The organism is Sorangium sp. So ce448 (assembly GCF_051520915.1).
Taxonomy (GTDB): Bacteria; Myxococcota_A; Polyangia; order Polyangiales; family Polyangiaceae; genus Sorangium; species Sorangium cellulosum_B.
The window spans coordinates 5009735-5029799 of record NZ_CP150343.1; the positions used below are offsets into that span (position 1 = coordinate 5009735).

A 20065-nucleotide genomic window follows, 5' to 3' on the forward strand; every position below is an offset into this window, starting at 1 on the left:
GGCGTCGGGGCGGGCGATGGCCGGCCGCGCCGTCACGCGGGTCGCGCCTCGGGTCAGGCGATCTCTCTCTCGGTGAGCAGGGCGGCCAGCACGGCCAGCGCGTCGGTCGTCGTGAAGACGCCGACGACCTGCGCGCCGCTCAGCACCACCGCCGATCCGTACTTGTGCTCGGCCATCTCGCGGACCACCTCGGAGAGCGGGGCGCTCGGCGCGACGGCGTAGGGGCACGGCGACATGGCCTCGCTGACGAGCAGATCGTCTCCCTCTCGCTCCTTGAGCGTCTCTATCCAGTAGATGTCCCGCTCGGAGAGGATGCCGACCAGCCGGCCGCCGCTCAGCACCGGCAGGTGCCGGATGCGATGTCCGCGCATGAGCGCGCGGGCGAGCCCGACCTTCTGATCGGCGCCGATCGAGTGGGGGCTCCGGGTCATGCAGTCCTGGATGCGAATGGTGGAAGAGCTCATCGTGCCTCCCCTGGCGCTGGACGTCCGCGACGATCGAGTCGAGCTGATCGAACCGGCGCCCTTCGATCAAGCTCGGTTTTCCACGACCTCTCCTCAGGCCCGCTTGCGCGCCGACGGGATCAGGTACCCGCAGCACCGCCCGAACCACCGCAGCACGTCGAGCGACGACACGATGCCGACGACCTTGCCGTCGTCCGCGACGACAGGCAGCCGGTGCACGCCCTCGTAGGCCATGAGCGACGCGGCCTGCCGGATGCTGGCGCTCTCGTGCAGCTGCACAACGACGGGCGTCATCACGTCGCGCGCGGTGACCCTGACGGGCTCGTAGACATGGAAGCCCTGATTCATCTCGATCGGCGCGACCTCGTCCGACCGCGAGGCCACCCGCCGCGACTCCTCGGTGTCGCCGCGCTCCTCTGCCGCGCGGAGCACGTCGGCCCGCGACACCATGCCGACCGGCTTGCCCATCGCGTCCACGACCGGCATCCCGCTGATCTCGTGGCGGACGAGCAGGGCGGTGATGTCGTCGAGGGAGACCTCCGATCGGATGCAGATGACGTCCTTGGTCATGATCTCCGCGAGCGGCGCCTCCGGATTCACGGCCACGTCGGCGCCCACGCTGCGCAGCGGAGCCGCTTCCTCCGGGCCCGGCGCCGCGTGGCTGGCGTGGCAGACGACCGACGTCGTGCGCGAGCTCTTGTCGAAGTGCAGCGCATGGAAGCGACTGCACGACTCGCACTCGCGCGCCGCCATCGAACGCTCCCGCACCGGACAGTAGACGGTCGCCACGACCGATTCCTCGCCGTCGTCTCCAACGATGCGTGCGCTGCGGATCGTGTGGTGCCGGAGCTGGTGCTCTCCGCCGGTAGGTCCAAGGGTTGTCATCGTCGTCTCCCGTTCGCCTCTGCGTCCTTCGCTCGAGGTGCGCCGTGGGATGAGCACCGTTCGTGCCACGCACGCCAGATCCCCGGCGCGCGGCGGCGGCCCTGGTGCGCCGCGGTCGCTTCTGCGCCTCCGCGCGCCGTTTGCGCCGTGGCGCAAACGGCTGCGGGCCGCCTCGCGAGGCGCCCGCCCACGGCGCTCGCGGCCCGAGGAGCTCGCTCCCGGCCCGCGCGACGCGTCCAGCGCGCGGGAAGAGCCCCGCTCGCGCGAGGGAGCCGGCGCGCGCGAAACCCTCCTCTCCGGCGCCCGGGACGCCTGGCATGCGGCGTGCTGAGTGGCAGAGGGCAGACGAGCAGATGGGTGGATGGGCAGAGCGAGGCGACCGCTGGTCGGGCCTCGCATGGAGGCTGAGGAGGCTGTCATGTCGAGCGCAAACGCAACGAATCGGTTCATCGTCGTCGTCGGGATCGACTTCTCGGAGCCGAGCAACCGTGCGCTTGATCAGGCGCTCGAGTCCGCTTGCTGTCGCGAGAACGCCGAGGTGCACGGGGTCTACGTCGAGCCCGAGAGCTGGGTCGGCGTCGGGCTCTCGCGGGCGCCCATGGTGGCCACCAAGCCCGAGGTGGCGCTCCAGCAGCTCCAGCAGCGCGCGAGCGAGCGCGTGAGCGCCATGGGCGACAAGCTCGACGGGGGGCGGCTGAAGCGCGTCGTCGTGCACTTCCGCCGCGGGGATGCGGCCGAGAACATCGCGCAGCTCGCCGCCGACCTGGACGCCGACCTCGTGGTCGTCGGCTCGCACGGCTACCGCGGGCTCGAACGGCTGCTCCTCGGCTCGGTCGCCGAGCGCGTCTCCCGGCTCGCGCGCTGCCCGGTGTGGATCGTCCGGCCGAAGGATCACGCGACCGCCGGCCGGGTCCCCGAGATCGAGCCGCCCTGCCCGGAGTGCGTGAGGCACCGGCAAGAGACGGGCGGCGCAGCGCTCTGGTGCGCGCGCCACTCGGAGCACCACGTCCGGCCGCACCGCTACTCGTATGCGACCAACGGGGTGTACGCGGCGTCGAGCGCGGCTTACCAGTCGACGCCCGAAGCGACGTGATCGCGCGGCGAGCTCGACGGGCCGCCCCTCCGGTCGATCGCGATCCCGCCGCGTCGACGTTCGTCGACGTTCGTTGACGTTTCACCGCGCGCAGGGGATACACAGCGCCATGAAGCGGTCTTGCGTCGCCCTGGCGGCTTTCGTCTTCTCCCTCTCCGCGTCCGCGATCGCGCAGCCGGTGAAGGTGTTCGTCCTCGCGGGCCAGTCGAACATGGTCGGCTACGGCGTGGGCCGCCAGCTCCCGGTCGAGCTCCAGAGCCAGCCGGACGTCTGGTACGACCACTACAACCCGGACGCGCGCGAGGGAGGGCCGTACGCCGCGGCGACGAGCGCCGACTGGGGGCCGCTCGAGCCGAAGGGCGAAGCCCGCCGCTACGGGCCCGAGATCACGTTCGGCCGCGCGATCGCCGCGGCGTACCCGGAGCACCGGATCGCGATCGTGAAGATGGCGCAGGGGGGCACCAACCTCGTCGAACACTGGGGGCGCGGCCTCGCGCCGGATCCCGAGGTGCTCTACAAATCGCAGCTCTACCACGCGCTGCTCGGCAAGCTGGACTCCGCGACGTACGAGGGCGACCGCGCCCTCCGTTATCCCGAGGAGGTGACGCGGCTCGACGGCGCCCTGGCGAGGCTCGAGTCGGAGGGGCACCCGTACGAGATCGCCGCGCTCGTCTGGATGCAGGGCGAGAACGAGGCGGGGTGGTCGGCCGCGTTCTCCTACGGCGACACGCTGCGCGGCTTCATCGCGGCGATCCGCGCTGACCTCGGCGTCCCCGGGCTCCCGGTCGTGCTCGGCAGGGTCAGCGACAACCTCTACCCCGCGAACGGCGGGCCCATCGCCGCCGGAAAGGAGGCGAACATCGACGCCGTGCGCGCGGCGCAGGTGACCGTGGCCGAGGAGGACCCGCGGGCCGCATGGGTCGACACGGACGACTTCACCGTGCGAGCGCCCGACGACGCGTATCACTTCGACTCCGCCGCGTACCAGCTCCTCGGCGAGCGCTTCGCCGAGGCGTACCTCGCGCTCGTCCGCGAGGAGGGCTCGTCGACCGCGTCGTCGGCGAGCAGCGCCGGGAGCGCGGCCGCAGGGGGAGGGGGCGCCACGGGAGGCGGCGCGACCGGAGGTGGCGCCACGGCCGTATCGAGCGGGAGCACGGCGACGGCGGGCGGCGCCGGGAGCGCAGGCGAGGGGGGGAGCGGCGCCACGGCCGTGTCGAGCGGGAGCGCGGCGGCGACGGGCAGCGCCGAGGCCGCGTCCAGCTCGGGCGGGGTCGCGCCCGGGAGCGCCGGCGGCTGCGGCTGCCGGACCGCCGCCGGCCAGGGCCCCGGGGCAGCGGCAGCGCTCGCGCTCGTCGCGCTCGCGGGCCTGCGCCGCCGCCGCTCGCGCGGGTACGGGCAGGGCTGAGCGCCGAGCGGCGCCTCGTGGAGAGCTGGTGGAGCGGGGAGGGGGCGCGCGCCGGCCGCGCCAGGGAGGGTGGAGCAGCCGCGCCGCGCTTCGTGGGAGAGGCCTCGTCGTCGCCTCACGGCGACGCGGAGGTTCATCGCTTCAGGGGAGCCGCAGGGGTCCGTCGTCAGGTCGTACGGACCAGCCTGCGAGCCTGCCGGTCATCAGGTCATCCTTGCGGGACGCAGCCGTTCTCCGCCGTGCACTCATAGCCGTCGCGGCAGTCGGCGTCCGTCTCGCACGCGTGGTTGCAGGTGTTGTCCACTGCGGCGCAGATGCCGCCCTCGGCGCAGTCGGTGTCCGCCACGCAGTCGCCCGTGCAGGAGCCGCCAGGCCAGCCGGCGTAGCACATGCCGCTGAGGCACTGGCTGTCGGCGGTGCAAGCGTCGCCGTCGGCGCGATCGGGGGGCGCCGGGAGGCAGCCCTCCGGCGTGCACAGATAGCCCTCGCGGCAGTCGGTGTCCGTCTCGCACGCGCTGTTGCAGGTCTCGTCCGATGCGCAGACCCCGCCGCCGGCGCAGGGACTCGACGCGTCACAGGAGCCCGAGCAGTAGCCACCGGGCCAGTCCCACTCCTCGAGGACGCAGAAGAGGCCGGCGCAGTCGGCGTCCGCCGTGCAAGGGGAACCGTCGGCGCCCTCGCCGGGCGGCGGGGCGCAGCGACCCACCTCCACAACGCAGGTTGCACCCTCGCCCGTGCACTGAGCGTCGCTGGTGCAGGCCGGCGCGCAGAGCCCCTGGTCGCACCCATAGCCGTCGCGGCAGTCGGCGTCCGTGTCGCACTCGACGAGGCAGAAGCCTGCGTCGATGCAGGTGCCGCCGTCGCAGTCGCTGTCATCCCCGCACTCACCCGTGCAGAAGCCGCCCGGATAGCCGTCGACGGCCTCGGTGGCGCAGAGGTAGCCGCCGCACTGGGCGTCCGTCTCGCAAGCGCTGCCGTCCGGGAGGTAGCAGCCGCCGGACGCCTCGTGGCACGAGCCCACCTCCGTGCACTGATCATCGCTGGTGCAGCCCATCCAGCAGGCCCCGTCGTCGCACCTATAGCCGTCGCGGCAGTCGGCGTCCGTCTCGCACGCGGCCGTGCAGATGGAGAGTGTCTGGTCCACCCGGGTGCAGACGCCGTCGCCACAGTCGTCGTCCGACAGACAGGCGGCGGTACAGTAGCCGGAAGGCCAGCCAGTATCGTCCTCCTCGAGGCAGATGTCGCTGGCGCACATCGCATCGGTGGTACAGGCAGCGCCGGAGCCACCGAGCTCGCCGCCGCCGGCGCCGGTGGTGGTGACCGCCGTCGTGGAGGTGACGCTGCCGCCGCCGTCGCCGCCAGCGCCCGTGGTGACCGAGGTCGTGGAGGAGACGCTGCCGCCGCCGTCGCCGCCGGCGCCCGTGGTGACCGAGGTCGTGGAGGAGACGCTGCCGCCGCCGTCGCCGCCAGCGCCCGTGGTGGCCACGGCCGAGGTCGAAGAGGCGCTGCCGCCGCCGTCGCCGCCAGCGCCGGTGGTGGCCACGGCCGAGGTCGACGAGGCGCTGCCGCCGCCGTCGCCGCCAGCGCCGGTGGTGGCCGCGGCCGAGGTCGACGAGGCGCTGCTCGATGAGGCCGAGCTCGAGGTGGTGCCGCCGCCCGCACCGCCGCCGCCCGTGTCGCCGCCGCCGTTGCCGCCGGCGCCGCCCGCACCGCCGCCGCCCGTGTTGCCGCCGCCGGTGCCACCGCCGGTACCGCCGGTGCCGCCCGCACCGCCGCCGCCCGTGTCGCTGCCGCCGTCGCCGCCGGTACCGCCGGTACCGCCGCCGCCCGTATCGCTGCCGCCGTCTCCTGACGTGCTGCTGGCCGAGGTGGCGCCTTCGCCGCCGGTGCCGCCCGCACCCCCGCCGCCCCCGGTCCCGATGATCGTCGCGTCGTCGTCGCCGCACGCCGTCGTCATCAGTCCAAGAACGAAGAGACACACCAAAGATCGCATCTTCATCCGCTGCTCTCCAGCCGGTAGGGGTCCAGTGACGCGGCGCCGGCCGTCGGAGGGCGAGGAGCCGCAGCGCGAACCGCGCGCACGCATCTTCTGTCGAAACGGCGCGGATGCCAACGCCTCTTTACTCCTTCACGGCGCTTTCGGGCGGAGGGCGCGCGCGCTGCCCGCATCCTACCTCGTCCGCGCTCATCCTCGCCCCGGGCCAACGACGAACGAAGCAGCATTTCGACGGCCGAGCGCGCGCGATTGTCGCGTCCGCTCAACGTTTGTGAAGCGCGGTTTGGAGGTCGCGACGCTCTCTTCTCCACTCGTTTTCACCCGGTGCACCCGTCCGGCGAGCCGTCCTTGCCGACCAGCGCGTTTCTCTTCTCGGCACCTTCCCGAGCCGGAGTGCACCTCCCGATGTCCGTGAGGTTTCGGGCGTCCGCTCCTCAGCTCGCTGGCAAGCCCGAGCGCATCGAGCGCACCTCCTGAGTTCGGTGAAGCGTTGGCCATTCCGCCCCTGTCGCCACGAGCGCAGCGGCGGCCGCTGCCCGCCCGCTGTCGGCCCCAGCGTCGCCTCGCGACGCGTTGTCGGCCCCAGCGTCGCCTTGCGATCATTGACCGGCCGCCGCCGGGGCTGGTATAGGTAGTCGTTTTCTTTGAGTTGAATTTTTCAGTCACAGCCGAAGCGAAAGGCGGTCGAGCGCGGTGTGCGCAGGTGAAGGGTGCCCTGGTGCTTCCAGTGCCAGCCATGTCGTCTTGCCTTTGCCGCGTCGCGTCGGCGCCCTGCGCCTCAGCGGACGACCTCTCGTTTCAGCCAGAGGATGAGGAGACCCCATGCGTGTCCGACACGTGATGATCACAGCAGCCATCGCCGGTCTATTCGCGGCCTGCGCCAGCTCGGGGAGCGATGGTGGCAAGACCGAACAGCCGGTCTACGGGACGGTCTGCGAGGCCCGCTGCGCCTGCGAGGGCTGCTCTGGCGACGAAGAGGGCCTGTGCGAGGCCGAGGAGGAAGCCACCGCCGAGCGAGCCGAGGAGCGCTGCCAGGACGAGCACACGGCGTACATCGATTGTGTCCGGCTGGAGGGCCGGTGCGTGGACGGTCATCACCAGGCGGAGGCCTGCGACGTCCATGAGGCGGCCCTGATGGGCTGTCTCGATCCCACGGACCACTGCCCCAGCGCGGGTGATGGCATCTGCGACGAGCCCCAGGGCACCGGCGACTGCCCGGCTGGGACCGACGCCGCCGACTGCCTCTCTCCCTGTCCCTCGACCGGCGACGGCACCTGCGACGAGCCCGAGGGCACGGGCCGCTGTCCGGAGGGCACGGACGTCGACGACTGCAAGCTCGCGCCGTGCGACCGCGTGCAGGACGGCGTCTGCGACGAGCCCGAGGGCACGGGCGAGTGCGAGGAGGGCACGGACGTCGCGGACTGCGCGGCGAGCGAGCCGTGCGATTCCAAGAACAACGGCGAGTGCGACGAGCCCGAAGGCACCGGTCTCTGCGAGGAGGGCACGGACCTCGCCGATTGCAACGCCGTCCTGGCCTGCGACGACCTCGACGAGTGCGGCAGCGACACGAGCGGGTGCATCGGATGCGCGGTCCAGGGGAGCTGCGCCGATGAGCTCGATGCGTGCCTCCTCGACGACGAGTGCATCCTGTTCGCTCAGTGCGCCGTGACCTGCAGGGACGGGGACGACGCCTGCTTCACCGCGTGCATCGACAGAACTCCGGATGGCGCGGAGCTCTATCTCACCTACGACAGATGCGTGAACTGCGATGAGTGTTATTACTCGTGCGGCAACGCCAGCATCCGCGGGTGCTGATCCGTGGCTCATCCCAGCGCTGCGGGGGGATGAGCCTGCTTGATCGACGAACCGTTCGCGGGCTCTCGGCCTGCGCCGCCCTCCGCGCCCTCGTTCTGGTAGCATCGCCCGTCTTGCCGGAGCTCCCTCTCACCCCCGCCGATCTCGACGCGGTGCTGGCGCCGCTCCCCAGCGCCCGGCCGCTGCCCGCGCGCGCGTACTGGGACGAGGACGTCTTTGCCTTCGAGCAGGCCGAGATCTTCGGGCGCTCCTGGCTCTGCGTCGGCCGCGAGGACGAGATCGCCCGCCCGGGAGAGTGGCTGCTCGCCCCCCTCACGCCGGCGGGCGTCGTCGTCCTCCGCGGCGCCGATCTGGAGATCCGCGCGTTCCACAACGTCTGCCGCCACCGGGCGGCGACGCTGGTCGACGGCCCGTGCGGTCGCCTCGCGCACCTCGAGTGCCCGTACCACGGCTGGATCTACGAGCTCTCCGGCGCGCTGCGCGCCGCGCCCCACGCGCCGCCCGGCTTCGACCGCGGCGCGCACGGGCTCCTCCCGGCGCGCGCCGGCGCCCTCTTCGGCTTCCTCTTCGTGACGCTCGATCCCGGCGCGCCGCCGCTCGAGAGCGCGATCGGCGAGGCGCCTCCCTGGCTCTCGCGCCCCGGGCTGCGCTCGCTCCGGCGGGGCAGGCGGGTGGAGTACGAGGTCGCCGCGAACTGGAAGCTCTGCGTGGAGAACTTCCAGGAGTCTCACCACTTCCCGCGCGTTCACCCCGCGCTGGAGCGGCTGACCCCGTGCGACAACGCCGTGTCCTGGGGCCGGGGCGGCCCGTGGCTCGGCGGCGTCATGGACCTCGCGCCCGGCGCCGACACCGTCTCGACGAGCGCGGCGCCCGGCGCGCGGCCGCTCATCGTCCCCGAGGCGGAGCGGCGGCGCGTGCGCGACGCCATGCTGTTTCCGGGCCTGCTCACGAGCCTCCAGCCCGACTACCTGCTCACGTACCGGCTCGCCCCGCGCGCGCCCGACCGGACGCTCGTGATCGCCGACACGTACTTCCACCCGGCGGCGTTCACGAAGGGCTTCGACCCCGGTGACGTGTTCACCTTCTGGGACGCGGTGAACCGGGAAGACCGCGCCATCTGCGAGCGGCAGCAGCGCGGGATCCGCGCGCCCGGCTACACGCCGTCGACCTACGCCATGGTGGAAGACGGCGTCCACGCCTTCGACGGCATGGTCGCGCGCAGGTACCTCTCGGCGCTCCGCGCGGGGACGGCATGAGCGAGCGCCGCGGCCGGCGGGGTCGCCCGTAGACCGTTCTCTCGTTACTGCGCGACGCAGTTCTCCTTCATCACTTCCCAGACTGCATCTCCGGTGGCGATGCTACCGGCAGAGGTGGGGTGGATCCCGTCCTGCGTATACTCGTTGTGTCCGTTCCAGGTCGGACGAAGGTCGAGCCAGTAGCACTTCGGCGACGTGAGCCCGTCGCACAGCGCCTTCATCTTCGGCCGGAGCGTGTCGAGGCAGCTCTTGAGCGACGAGAAGTTGTTTCCGATGGGGTCGGGATAGAAGAAGTAGACCACCTTCTCGACGTTGTCCTTCTCCATGGTCTCGAACAGCGACTCCGCCGCAGCGAGGGCCGCGTCGCCGTCCCCTCTCAACAAGCAGTCGTTCCCGCCCCCATCCATCAGCACGTACTTGATCATGCCGTTCTCCGCGGCTTTGCGGTACTGGCTGGGGATCTGATCGTTGGCCAGCGTCGTGCCGCTGACCGAGTTGTCGATATAGCGGTCGCTCTGGGGGAGGGAGCCGCTCGCCTTGGCCTGCTTCTCGATCTGCTGCGTGATGCCGTGGGTCGCGGCGATGAACGACTCTCCGATGACCGCGACTTGATTCCCCTTGGTCTGGCCCTTGACGCACTCGGCCGGGTCTCCGCCCGTGCCGACCGTCTCTCCGCCGCTGGCCGAGCTGCTGGCCTCCGCGGTGCTTGCGCTGCTGCTGCTGCTGCTCGAGGTGCTCCCGGCTGTCGCGCCTCCGGCGCCGGTCGTGGCCGCACCGCCCGTGCCGACCGTGGCCGTGGTCTCCGCGCTGCTGGAGGTGGTCTCGTCAGGGGCGCCTCCGCCGGCCGACGACGTACCACCGTCATTGACCTCACCGCAGGCCCAGATGCCGATGCTCAGGAGACCGAGAACGCTCAGTTTCGTAGCGACGTAGGGACGTGTCGACCTCATTTTATTTCTCCAGTGTCCGCTTGGCGCCGAGGTTTCAAGCGGCGAAAGCCATTCATTGCCGTGTATTGACGATTCATCCATGCATCGAAGGGGCCGCGTTCGCCCGATGCAGGTGACTGCCACGACGTCGTACCCAAGCCGGCTGACGCAATGTATAGGCATACTCGCCTATGCCTCGATGTGAGCGTTCACATTGTGTTGGTGGATTGAACAATTCAGGCAAGAGTCGAATTCGGTGTCTGCGCCACGGCCCATCCTCCTGGGAGGCCCCCGAGGCGTTCGGTCCCGAGCGCTCCACGCCCGAGCCCGGCTTCCCGCCCGTGCTGGTTCACGCCAGGCTTCGATCCGGGCCACGTGGGCGCCTCCTGGGACGCCGTGAACCGGGAGGACCACGCCATCTGCGCGCGCCGGCAGCGCGGGATCCGCGCGCCGGGCCACGCCCCGTCGACCTGCGCCCTGGTGGAGGACGGCGCCCACACGTTTGACGGCATGGTCGCGCGCGGGTACCGCTCGGAGCGAGGACGGCATGAGCAAGCTCTGCGGCCTGTGGGGCCGCCCCTACATCGACCTGTCGCCGCTGATCGACGCCGCGTGCTTCCCCGAGCTCGATCGCGAGATCGTGCGCGGCCTCTGCCGCGTCGAGCCCTCGTACACCGGCGGCAGCCTGAAATGGATGGGCGTGGTCGCGCCCTGGGTGCGCGACGACCCGTACGTGGATTACGGGGAGGTCATCGGGGGCTTCTCGCGCGACGAGTTCTGCGACTTCATCGCGCTCGGTGACGACCCGTCCGCCTTCGATCCCGACCGGCGGCGCGAGTACACGTTCGGAGACGAGACGGATCACCCGCTCACGCGCGCGCAGATGCTGTATCTGAAGTACCGCTACGGCGTCTATTTCCCCTGGAAGGTCTGCTATCATCTGCTCGAGAACGATCGCTGGGAAGACAAGCACTCGGGCGCGGGCAAGGACTTTTCGGCGGAGGCCAGGGCGACGTTCCCCCGGACGGTCGATTTCATCCGGGGCCTGCCGTTCGTCGAGATCGGGCGGTGCGTGATCTTCGGCCTCGAGGCGAACGATCACGCGCCCGCGCACCGGGACACCGAGCCGGGAAGCGCGATCGGCCCGGCGCAGTCCATCTCGTTCGACCCGCGCGGCGACAAGCGGTTCTATGTCTGCGACAGGGCAGGGGAGGAGCGCACGGTCGTCCGTGCGCCCGTCTACTGGTTCAACGACATGGATTACCACGGGGTCGAGCCGGACCCGTTCTTCCGGTACTCGATCCGCGTGGACGGCGTGTTCAAGCCGGAGTTCATGAAGCAGCTCCAGCGCCTGTACGGGCGGTAGGCGCGGGCGAGCGCCCTTTCGTGCGTGCTCCGCCGGCTACCGCACCGCCGGCGAGGCCCCGTTCACCACGAGGTGGATGAACTGCAGCTTCGCCACGGCGGGGCGCGGCAGCACGAACGGGTAAAAGTCATGCTGGCCCATGCTGCGCGACATCTCGTTGAGCACGGCCGTCAGCTCCACCCAGGCGTTCAAGAAGCCCAGGAAGGTCTCGGCCCCTCGGTCGTCCGGCCGCCACAGCGCGTCCGCGCCCCATGGCTCGACGTCGAGCTCCACATCATCGGCGTCGATGCCGAAGCTGAGGGCCGTGTCTACGGTGTCGACCATGTGGAGATAGTGGGCCCAGGTCTCCGCCCAGTCTTCCCACGGGTGCATGCTGGCGTAGGCGCTGACGAAGCGCTCGGGCCAGTCCGCCGGCGGCCCCTGCTCGTAGTTGGCCTTCAGCGCGGCGGCGTAGTCCTGCTGCTCGTCGCCGAACAGCTGCCGGAAGGGCCCCAGCCACCCTGTGTCCTTCACCAGGCGGTCCCAGTAATAGTGGCCGACCTCGTGCCGGAAATGCCCGAGCAGCGTGCGGTAGGGCTCGCGCATCGCGGCGCGGGTGCGCTCGCGCGTGGCGTCGTCCGCCTCCTCGATGTTCAGCGTGATCACGCCGTCGGCGTGGCCGGTCATCACCCTGGGCCCGTCGGGCGGCGAGGCGAGGAAGTCGAAGCAGAGGCCGCGCTCCGGATCTTCGCCGATCTTGGACTTCACCGGCAGGTTCAGCGCCAGGAGCTGCGACACGAGCCGCCGTTTGGCCGTCTCGAGCAGCCGCCACAGCGCCTGGTGGTCGGCGATGGAGAGATCGGGAATGGTGCGGTTCAGCCGGCACGCGGCGCAGAGCGCGGGCGCCTCCGCCGCCGCCGGTATCAGCCAGTTGCAGCCCGACGCCAGGTCGAAGTTGCCGCAACGCCTGTAGAGCTGCGGCGCGTCCGCCGCGTCGTGCCAGATCTGCCACGTACCCTCGGTCGGGCCGGCCTTGAGCGGCAGGACCTGGGCGCGATCGGGCTCGTAGCCGAGCGGCGTCTTGCAGGCGAGGCATTCGCTGTTGCGGAAGAACACCGGCCTTTCACACTGGCATCGGTAAGCGCGCGGGGCGGTCGGCTGCTTGGTCCGCTTCCATGCGCTGCGCAGGCGCGCGATCAGACTGTCAAAGCGATTGGTCATGGTGGGTTGAGCGGCCTCGATCGTGTCGGCCTCAGCTCACGTTCGCAAGGGTCGCAATTTATATGCCGGGCCTGTGGCTCGGCGCTCGCGACACGGGCGGGACCCGACGCGCCGTGGACGGACGTCGCGAAGTGTCTCGGTGTGGCAAGAATGCCCGCGACCCGACCCAGCTTGAGCGCCGACCCAGGTTGGGAATCGACCCCCGCCTCTCCGGAACTTCTGATCACGCCTGGCACGGCGAGAGCGGGAGGCCCGTCGGCCCCGAGCGCGCCGGCTCCTGCGGGCGTACGGGGCCGCGCCACACTTCTTGGAGGTTCAGGTCGAGCGGCAGCTTCCTCGCTGCTCGCGGCCGTCAGGCCGGCCGGGAAGGGGGCGGCCGCCGGCGACTCCGCCGGCGGCTTTGCCACCCGTGGCGGGCAGGTCAGTTGGTGGGCACGAAGCGCAGCGATGCGAGGCGCACGAGCTCGCCCTGGCCGCCCTTCACCTTCAAGTAGACCTCGTGCGTGCCCGACGTGGGCGCCACGTTGCACGTCGTCGTCGTCCACTTCTCCCAGCCGTCGGTGCCGGGGAGGGCGCAGGTGCCGATCATCGAGCCGCCCGCCAGCGGATCGATCCAGACCTCCACGGTGCCGCCGGCCCCGGCGCTCGAGGCCTCCAGCGCGATCGCCTTCGACTTTACACCCCCGCTGCCGAGGTCGACGCTCCCGAACATGGCCCAGTCGCCGTTCTCCAGATCGCCGAGCACCGGTCCCGCCGACGTGCTCGACACGACCTGGGCGCCGGACTGCTGGTCCGCCTCCGCGGCCGGGATCGGGGTGAATCCGTCACGGTAGGTGAACAGGTCGAAGTAGGCACGGCTGTTGGTCGCGAACATGCCGGCCTGGTTGCCAATCCAGGTGTGCGCCATAGCATAGAACCCGTCGAGCGTGGAGACGTCGATCTCGGAGCCTACCTGGGTCCATTCGACTCCATCCGTGCTGAACCAGCCCGTGGCCTTGTGCTCGGAGCGGACCAGCTTCAGCCAGACCGCTTTCCCGGCGGGTGCGGGGACCGACGCGCCCACAACGACCGGCTCGGCAAGCTCGGTGTACGCAGCCCCCGCCTCGGCCGGGGCCTGCACCGAGCGCGACCGGAAGGAGAAGCGGATCCTGTCTTCCTCGCCCTCCATGACCCGCGCCACCGAGACGTCCATGATGGCGGGGAGCCTGAACTTCTCGCCGTCGTTCATCCACGTCGGGCAGGAGAGCACCTGCTCGTCCTGCCAGTAGCCGTTGCCCACGCGGATGCCGGCCGCGTCCCCGTCGGCCGCGGGCGTGAACTCGACCTTCGCGACCATGCTGCTCGAGTGCAGCGCGTCCTTCTGGACGACCCACGTGGTCTCTCCGGTACCCGGCGTGATCCGCAGCCACCCCGGGCGATCCACCACCGAGTACCTGTCCTCCGACGGGCCGTAGGTGGTCCACGCGGCGTCGATCGTGGCCGACGAGAAATCGTCGTTCACGGGCAGCAGGAAGGGCACGCCGCTCTGCGGCAGCTTGGGCGCGGACAGATCGCCCTTCTTGGTCGGGTAGTGCGGGACCGGGATCGTCTTCCCGTTCACCTCCTGGTCGACCCAGGTCACCTCCAGCAGCAGCCCCTCGCGGCCAAGCCCCTGCCAGTCGCCGTTCTTCGAGGTCTTTGTGTCGTCGGTGCCCACGTTGCTGCAGTCGTACGAGTGGGCAAAGGCCCACCACGAGCCGTCCTCCAGCGCGATCGGCGACGTGGTGTGCTGGACGCCGGCGTACGGCTCCTCGCCGGTGAGGACATAGCCGAGCCACGTCCAGTCCTCGGCGGTGCTGCCGACAAGCTTCTTCGACGCCCAGGCGTGCAGCTGGCCGCCGCAGGCCGTGTGCGTCGAGACGAAGTAGTAGTACCAGTCGCCGCGCTTGGCCATCGTCGGCCCCTCGGCCCACTTGCTCCAGTCAGGATTCGTGAAGTCGCCGCAGCCGCCGGTCTCCTGATCCCAGTTGATGAAGCTCATGTCGATGCTCGACTCGGGCAGCAGCATCCCGGTCTTGGGATCGATCTCCGTGACCAGGTTGATGCCGAAGTCGTTGGGGTGCTCCGCGTCCCATTTGCACAGACCGTTCTTGATGATCATGTACGTCTTGCCGCTGTCGGGATCGACGAACACGGAATTGTCGGAGCCGGTCCCTCGTTCGTACGAGGTCTCGCTGCCGGGCGGCGTGTAGGGGAAGATGTCGACCTTGGTGGGCTCTGACCACGGGCCCTCGAGGCTCGGCGCCGAGGAGAAATGCTGGGTGGCCCCGATGGAGTAATAGACCCGGTACACATCGCCGGCCTTGACGATGAAGCCGCCCCAGGTGCCCTGGCCCGGGCCGAGCTGCGCCTCCAGCGCGGGAGCGGTGGAGTGGACCACCCGGTTCATGCGCTCCCAGTGAAGGAGATCCTTCGAGCGCAGGATCTCGAAGGCGGGCATCATGTGGAAGTTCGACCCGACCAGGTAGAAGGTGTCGCCTTCACGGTAAATGTTCATGTCCGGGTGATCACCGGGCAGAACGGGGTTCTGGTAGGTCGTCACCTCGAAGGCCGCGTCGCCGTCGCCGCCCGCCCCACCGCCGCCGGCGTTCGGAGATCCACCCGCGCCGCCCGAGCCGCCGTCGCCGCCGCCGTCGCCGCCGTCGCCGCCGGTTCCACCTCCCGATCCGCCCTGACTTGAGGAGCTTGTCGAGGTGGGTCCGGACGAGGTGCTAGATCCCGCCGGGCTCGGATTGGGCTCGTCCGAGCCGCACCCGATCGCGATCAATCCAACGAAAGTGACAATCCCTGCTGCATAAGAGCGCACGATGACCTCTCAGTTCCTTGTTGTGGACCCTTGAATTCCCGGGGGCTTCCGAAATGATCAGTGAATAGGCACGAAAGTGCCTATCGGAGCCACACGGACCCTGGCGGAATGCATTTCATCCACGTCGTGTCACGCCGTACGGGCGCGCCGCTCGAAGAGCCGCTGGAGCAGGCAGGCGACCAGGAGGAGCAGGCCGATGACGATCTTGGTCCACCAGGAGCTGAGCGTGCCCTCGAACATGATGAGGGTCTGGATGGTGCCGTAGATGAGCACACCGAACAGGGTGCCGACGACCGTACCATGGCCGCCGGTCAGCAGGGTGCCGCCGATGACGACGGCGGCGATTGCGTCCATCTCCATTCCGCCGGCATGCAGCGCGTAGCCGGACACCATGTAGAACGTGAAGGCGACGCCTGCCAGCGCCGAACAGAAGCCGCTCAAGGTATAAATGAGCACCTTGGTCCGTGGCACCGGCAGGCCCATGAGCAGGGCGGATTGTTCGCTGCCGCCGATCGCATAGACCGTGCGGCCGAAGCTCGTGTAGTGGGCGATGTAAATGGCCGCGGCGAACAGCGCGAGCGCGATGACCACGTTCCAGGTGATCGAGGTGTCGAACAGGAACGGAATGCGGTGCGACGAGACGTCAACGTAAAAACCGTTGCGGATCGTGATGGAGTCGATGCTGATGAGGTAACAGAGCCCGCGCGCCAGGAACATGCCTGCCAGCGTGACGATGAAGGGCTGCACCTTGAAGTACTGGATGACGACCCCCATCACGAGGCCGATGGCCGAGCCCATGGCCAGCACGAGCGGGATGACCACGGCCGGGCTCACGCCGTGCTTCTCGACGAGCGACGCCGAGACCATCGTTGTCAGCGCGATGACCGAGCCGACCGAAAGGTCGATCCCGCCGGAGAGGATGACGAAGGTCATCCCGATGGCGGTGATCAAGAGGAACGCATTGTCGATGAAGAAGTTGAGGAACACCTGCAGCGAGAAGAACCCGTTGAACAGGTACGACCCGGCCGCGAACATGAGCACGAACAGGCCGCTGGTGACAGCGAGCGGCAGGTGCCTCGGGTCGATCCGGACGGCGCGCCCGGTCGCGGCGGTGGTGCCGCTCCGTCCGGGCGCGGCGATGGTGCCGCTCCGTCCGGTCACGGCGGCGGTGTCGATCATGATGTGACCACCCTCCTCGTCCGTTGCTTTGCGATGAGATCCCTGACCTTCTGCGACTGCAGGATGGTGATCAGGAAGACGACGAGCGCCTTCACCACCAGGTTGACCTCCGGGGGCACGCCGGCGGAGTAGATGGTGGTGGTGAGCGTCTGGATGATCAGGGCGCCGACGACGCTCCCCCCCAGCGTGAACTTGCCCCCGGAGAGCGACGTCCCGCCCAGGACCACGGCCAGGATGGCGTCGAGCTCGAAGAGGAGGCCCGCGTTGTTCCCGTCGGCGCTCTTGACGTTCGAGCTCACGATGAGCCCGGCGATGCCGGCGCACAGGCCGCACACGGCGTAACAGGCGAAGGTGATCGTGCGCGCGCGGATCCCGGTCAGCCGCGAGGCGACCGGGTTCACGCCGATCGCCTCGATGAACATCCCGAGCGCGGTCTTGCGGGTCAAGAGCCAGACGACGGCGCTCACGCCCGCCACGATGAACAGCGAGACCGGGATCCCGAGGAGGAAGCCGTTCCCGATGACGTGATACGGGCTGTAGTAGATGGTGATGATCTGGCCGCCCGTGATGAGCTGGGCGATGCCTCGCCCCGTGACGAGCAGGATCAGGGTCGCGATGATCGGCTGCATGCCGAAGATCGACACCAGCGTGCCGTTCCACATGCCGAGCGCCAGCGCCACGCCCAGCGCGCTCCAGATGACGATCGGCAGCGGGACACGCGTCGCGTCCACCATGCCGGTCCCGCCGCTCGGCGAGAGCTCGCCGCCGATCAGCACCGCCGCGACCGCGCCCGAGATGGCCACGACCGCGCCGACGGAGATGTCGATGCCGCGGGTCGCGATCACCAGGGTGAGCCCCATGGCGATGATCATGAGCGGCGACGCGCGGTTCAGGATGTCGATGACGCTGCCGTAGAGGTGGCCGTCCTTGACCGTGATCGCGAAGAACTGCGGATTGCTGACGAGGTTGAACAGCAGGAGGGAGCCGAGCATCGCCAGCGGCCAGAACGCGTTCCGGCTGGCGAGCCGGCGCAGGGAGGCGGCGGCCGCGCTCACGGCTGACCTCCCGCGATGATCTGGTAGACCGCCTGCTCGTCCGTCTTGTCCGTGGCGAGCTCCGCCACCTTGCGCCGGTCGCGCAGGACGACGACCTGGTCAGAGTAACGCAGCGCCTCGGCCATCTCCGAGGAGACGAGCACCACCGCCATGCCCCGATCGCAGAGCTCCATGACCTTGCCCATGATCTCGCCCTTGGCCGCCACGTCGATGCCGCGGGTCGGCTCGTCGAGGATGAGCATGCGCGGATCGGTCACCAGCCAGCGCGCCAGGAGCGCCTTCTGCTGGTTGCCGCCGCTCAGCTTGGAGATGGGCACCTCCGCGTCGGCGGCCACGATGCCGAGCTGCTGGATGTAGCGGCGGGCGATGTCGTCCTGCTCGTCCCGGGACAGGTTGCGGAAGATGCCGCGCTTGGCCTGGAGGGCGACGACGATGTTCTCGCGCAGCGAGAGGTCGCCGAGGATCCCCTCGACCTTCCGGTCCTCGGGGCAGAAGCCGAGGCCGCGCGCGATCGCGTCGAGCGGCGAGCCGATGCGCGCCGGCTCCCCGTCGATCTCGATGGATCCCTGGTCCGCCCCGTCGAGCCCGAACAAGAGCCGCACCGTCTCCGTCTTTCCGGCGCCCAGGAGGCCGGCGAGGCCGAGCGCTTCGCCGCGCTGCACGTCGAGATCGACATCGCTGACCGAGCCCTTCTTGCCGAGCCCTCGCGCCCGCAACAGGGGCGCTTGTCCGCCCGCCGACGCCGCCCGCGCGCGCTCGGCCCGGGCCGGACCGTCCTCCGACACCTCGCGCCCGACCATCCGCGTGACGAGCTCCATGCGCGACAGCTCGGCGGCCGGCGTCTCGCTGACCAGCTGACCGTTCCTCAGCACCGTGATCCGGTCGGAGATCTCGAACACCTGGTCGAGGAAGTGCGAGATGAACAGGATCGCCATCCCCTGCGCCTTGAGCCGCTGGATGACGGAGAAGAGCGTCTTCACCTCGTCCTCGGCCAGGCTCGAGGTCGGCTCGTCGAGGACGAGGATCTTCGCCTGGGCGCAGATCGCGCGGGCGATCGCGACGAGCTGCTGCACGGCGATCGAGAAGGTCGAGAGCGGCGCGGTGACGTCGACGTGGATGTTGAGGTCCGAGAGCAGGGCGCTCGCCTTCCGGCGCATCTCCCCCCACCGGATCGCGAAGACGCCGGCGTCCTCGCGCCCGAGGAAGATGTTCTCGGCCACGGAGAGGTTGGGGCAGAGGTTCACCTCCTGGAACACGGCGCTGATGCCGAGCGCCTGCGCGCCCTGCGGGCTCGAGGGCCTGATCTCCCGGCCCTCGAGCAGGATCTGCCCGTCATCCGGGGGGTGGACGCCGGTCAGGACCTTGACCAGCGTCGATTTCCCCGCGCCGTTCTGCCCCATGAGCGTGTGCACCTCCCCGGGCAGCATCCGAAAATCGACGGAAGAGAGCGCCTGTACGCCAGGAAATCCCTTGGAGATCCGCTTCATCTCGAGCACGGGCACGGCTCCGCTCTGCATCGCTCACGTCCTCCCCGGCGGCCTCCGCGGCGCCGCCGTCACGCGCTCAGTACTTGCGCTTCGGGAACTCCTGGGCGGCCGTCTCCATCGGGAAGACGCCCTCCTCGGTGACGATGCGCTTCGGCAGCTGCTTGCCCTCCTTCAGGTCCTTCACAGCGCTCATCAGCTGCGGCCCGAGGAGGGGGCTGCACTCGACCGTCACGTTGAGCTTGCCGGCCATCATCGCCTCGAACGCGCCCTTCACCGCGTCGATCGAGATGATGAGGATGTCCTTGCCGGGTTTGAACCCCGCCTCCTCGATGGCCTGGATCGCGCCGATCGCCATGTCGTCGTTGTGGGCGTAGAGGACGTTGATGTTCTTGCCCTCCGCCTTGAGGAACGCCTCCATGACCTCCTTGCCCTTGGCGCGCGTGAAGTCGCCCGTCTGCGAGCGGATGATCTTGAACTGGGGCTTGTCCTTGATGATCTCCTCGAACCCCTTCTTGCGATCGATCGCGGGGGCCGAGCCGACGGTGCCCTGCAGCTCCACGATGTTGATCGGGTCCTTCTGGTCCTTCGTCTTCTCGACCAGCCACTTCGCGGCGCGGCGGCCCTCCTCGACGAAGTCCGACCCCATGAAGCTGACCCAGAGGGTGTCGTCCTTCGTGTCCACCGCGCGATCGGTCAGGATGACGGGGATCTTGGCCTCCTTGGCCTCGCGCAGGACGGGCTCCCAGCCGGTCTCGACCACGGGCGAGAACGCGATGACGTCGACCTTCTGGGCGATGAACGACCGGATGGCCTTGATCTGGTTCTCCTGCTTCTGCTGCGCGTCGGAGAGCTTGAGATCGATCCCTGCCGCCTTGGCGGACTCCTCGATCGACTTCGTGTTCGCGGTCCGCCACTCGCTCTCCGCGCCGATCTGGGAGAACCCGAGCGTGATCTGCTTATTTTCCTTTTGACAGCCCGGCCCTGCCAGGATCAGCGCCAGCCCTGCCAGCGCCACCATCCCCGTGGTGACAAAGTTTCTCCTCTTCATGGCGCAGCTCGTCTCCTCTCGTCCATCGCCTCGTTCCATGAG

General features: G+C 69.7%; 15 protein-coding genes. 5 read left to right on the forward strand and 10 right to left on the reverse strand.

What is annotated here, in order from left to right; all coding sequences use genetic code 11:
• Positions 1 to 53 precede the first annotated feature (53 nt).
• Both WMF45_RS18805 and WMF45_RS18810 read right to left on the reverse strand, forming a co-directional pair.
• Positions 54 to 464 (reverse strand): CBS domain-containing protein, encoded by a 411-nt coding sequence (locus tag WMF45_RS18805; protein ID WP_437718254.1) that lies wholly within the window; start codon positions 462 to 464, stop codon positions 54 to 56.
• A gap of 93 nt (positions 465 to 557) precedes the next feature.
• Positions 558 to 1349 carry a CBS domain-containing protein gene (locus WMF45_RS18810; protein WP_437718255.1) on the reverse strand — a complete coding sequence of 264 codons (792 nt, stop codon included), beginning with the start codon at positions 1347 to 1349 and terminating at the stop codon, positions 558 to 560.
• A 418-nt stretch (positions 1350 to 1767) separates the two neighbouring features.
• On the opposite strand from WMF45_RS18810, the gene WMF45_RS18815 reads away from it, so the two are divergent.
• The gene (locus WMF45_RS18815; RefSeq protein WP_437718256.1) at positions 1768 to 2442 is read left to right on the forward strand and encodes a universal stress protein; all 675 of its coding nucleotides are present in this window, start codon (positions 1768 to 1770) and stop codon (positions 2440 to 2442) included.
• Between the two features lie 109 nt (positions 2443 to 2551).
• A complete protein-coding gene (locus tag WMF45_RS18820) occupies positions 2552 to 3847 on the forward strand; it encodes a sialate O-acetylesterase (RefSeq protein ID WP_437718257.1) in 1296 nt (431 codons plus the stop codon).
• A gap of 208 nt (positions 3848 to 4055) precedes the next feature.
• Here the strand turns inward: WMF45_RS18820 and WMF45_RS18825 are convergent, their stop codons facing one another.
• Positions 4056 to 5846, reverse strand: coding sequence for a hypothetical protein (locus WMF45_RS18825; protein ID WP_437718258.1), 1791 nt, complete (start codon positions 5844 to 5846; stop codon positions 4056 to 4058).
• 819 nt (positions 5847 to 6665) lie between these two features.
• Between WMF45_RS18825 and WMF45_RS18830 the strand changes: the two genes are divergently transcribed.
• Together WMF45_RS18830 and WMF45_RS18835 are read left to right on the forward strand one after the other, a co-directional pair.
• The gene (locus WMF45_RS18830; protein WP_437718259.1) at positions 6666 to 7658 is read left to right on the forward strand and encodes a latent transforming growth factor beta-binding protein; all 993 of its coding nucleotides are present in this window, start codon (positions 6666 to 6668) and stop codon (positions 7656 to 7658) included.
• A gap of 113 nt (positions 7659 to 7771) precedes the next feature.
• Entirely contained in the window at positions 7772 to 8914 is a 1143-nt protein-coding gene (locus WMF45_RS18835) for an aromatic ring-hydroxylating oxygenase subunit alpha (RefSeq protein WP_437718260.1), read from the forward strand.
• Positions 8915 to 8958: 44 nt separating this feature from the next.
• Here WMF45_RS18835 and WMF45_RS18840 read toward each other — a convergent pair whose 3' ends face one another.
• Positions 8959 to 9864 carry an SGNH/GDSL hydrolase family protein gene (locus WMF45_RS18840; RefSeq protein ID WP_437718261.1) on the reverse strand — a complete coding sequence of 302 codons (906 nt, stop codon included), beginning with the start codon at positions 9862 to 9864 and terminating at the stop codon, positions 8959 to 8961.
• 526 nt (positions 9865 to 10390) lie between these two features.
• On the opposite strand from WMF45_RS18840, the gene WMF45_RS18845 reads away from it, so the two are divergent.
• Positions 10391 to 11209 (forward strand): hypothetical protein, encoded by an 819-nt coding sequence (locus WMF45_RS18845; RefSeq protein WP_437718262.1) that lies wholly within the window; start codon positions 10391 to 10393, stop codon positions 11207 to 11209.
• Between the two features lie 36 nt (positions 11210 to 11245).
• Here the strand turns inward: WMF45_RS18845 and WMF45_RS18850 are convergent, their stop codons facing one another.
• From WMF45_RS18850 to WMF45_RS18875, 6 genes are all read right to left on the reverse strand, one after another.
• The gene (locus WMF45_RS18850) at positions 11246 to 12409 is read right to left on the reverse strand and encodes a zinc-binding metallopeptidase family protein (protein ID WP_437718263.1); all 1164 of its coding nucleotides are present in this window, start codon (positions 12407 to 12409) and stop codon (positions 11246 to 11248) included.
• A 421-nt stretch (positions 12410 to 12830) separates the two neighbouring features.
• Positions 12831 to 15254 (reverse strand): family 43 glycosylhydrolase, encoded by a 2424-nt coding sequence (locus WMF45_RS18855; RefSeq protein WP_437718264.1) that lies wholly within the window; start codon positions 15252 to 15254, stop codon positions 12831 to 12833.
• A 129-nt stretch (positions 15255 to 15383) separates the two neighbouring features.
• A complete protein-coding gene (yjfF, locus tag WMF45_RS18860) occupies positions 15384 to 16433 on the reverse strand; it encodes a galactofuranose ABC transporter, permease protein YjfF (protein WP_437718265.1) in 1050 nt (349 codons plus the stop codon).
• Positions 16430 to 17488, reverse strand: coding sequence for an ABC transporter permease (locus WMF45_RS18865; protein WP_437718266.1), 1059 nt, complete (start codon positions 17486 to 17488; stop codon positions 16430 to 16432). Before WMF45_RS18865 ends, yjfF begins: the two co-directional genes overlap by 4 nt.
• A complete protein-coding gene (locus WMF45_RS18870) occupies positions 17485 to 19005 on the reverse strand; it encodes a sugar ABC transporter ATP-binding protein (RefSeq protein WP_437718267.1) in 1521 nt (506 codons plus the stop codon). Before WMF45_RS18870 ends, WMF45_RS18865 begins: the two co-directional genes overlap by 4 nt.
• A gap of 46 nt (positions 19006 to 19051) precedes the next feature.
• Positions 19052 to 20023 (reverse strand): ABC transporter substrate-binding protein, encoded by a 972-nt coding sequence (locus WMF45_RS18875; protein ID WP_437718268.1) that lies wholly within the window; start codon positions 20021 to 20023, stop codon positions 19052 to 19054.
• Positions 20024 to 20065 lie beyond the last annotated feature (42 nt).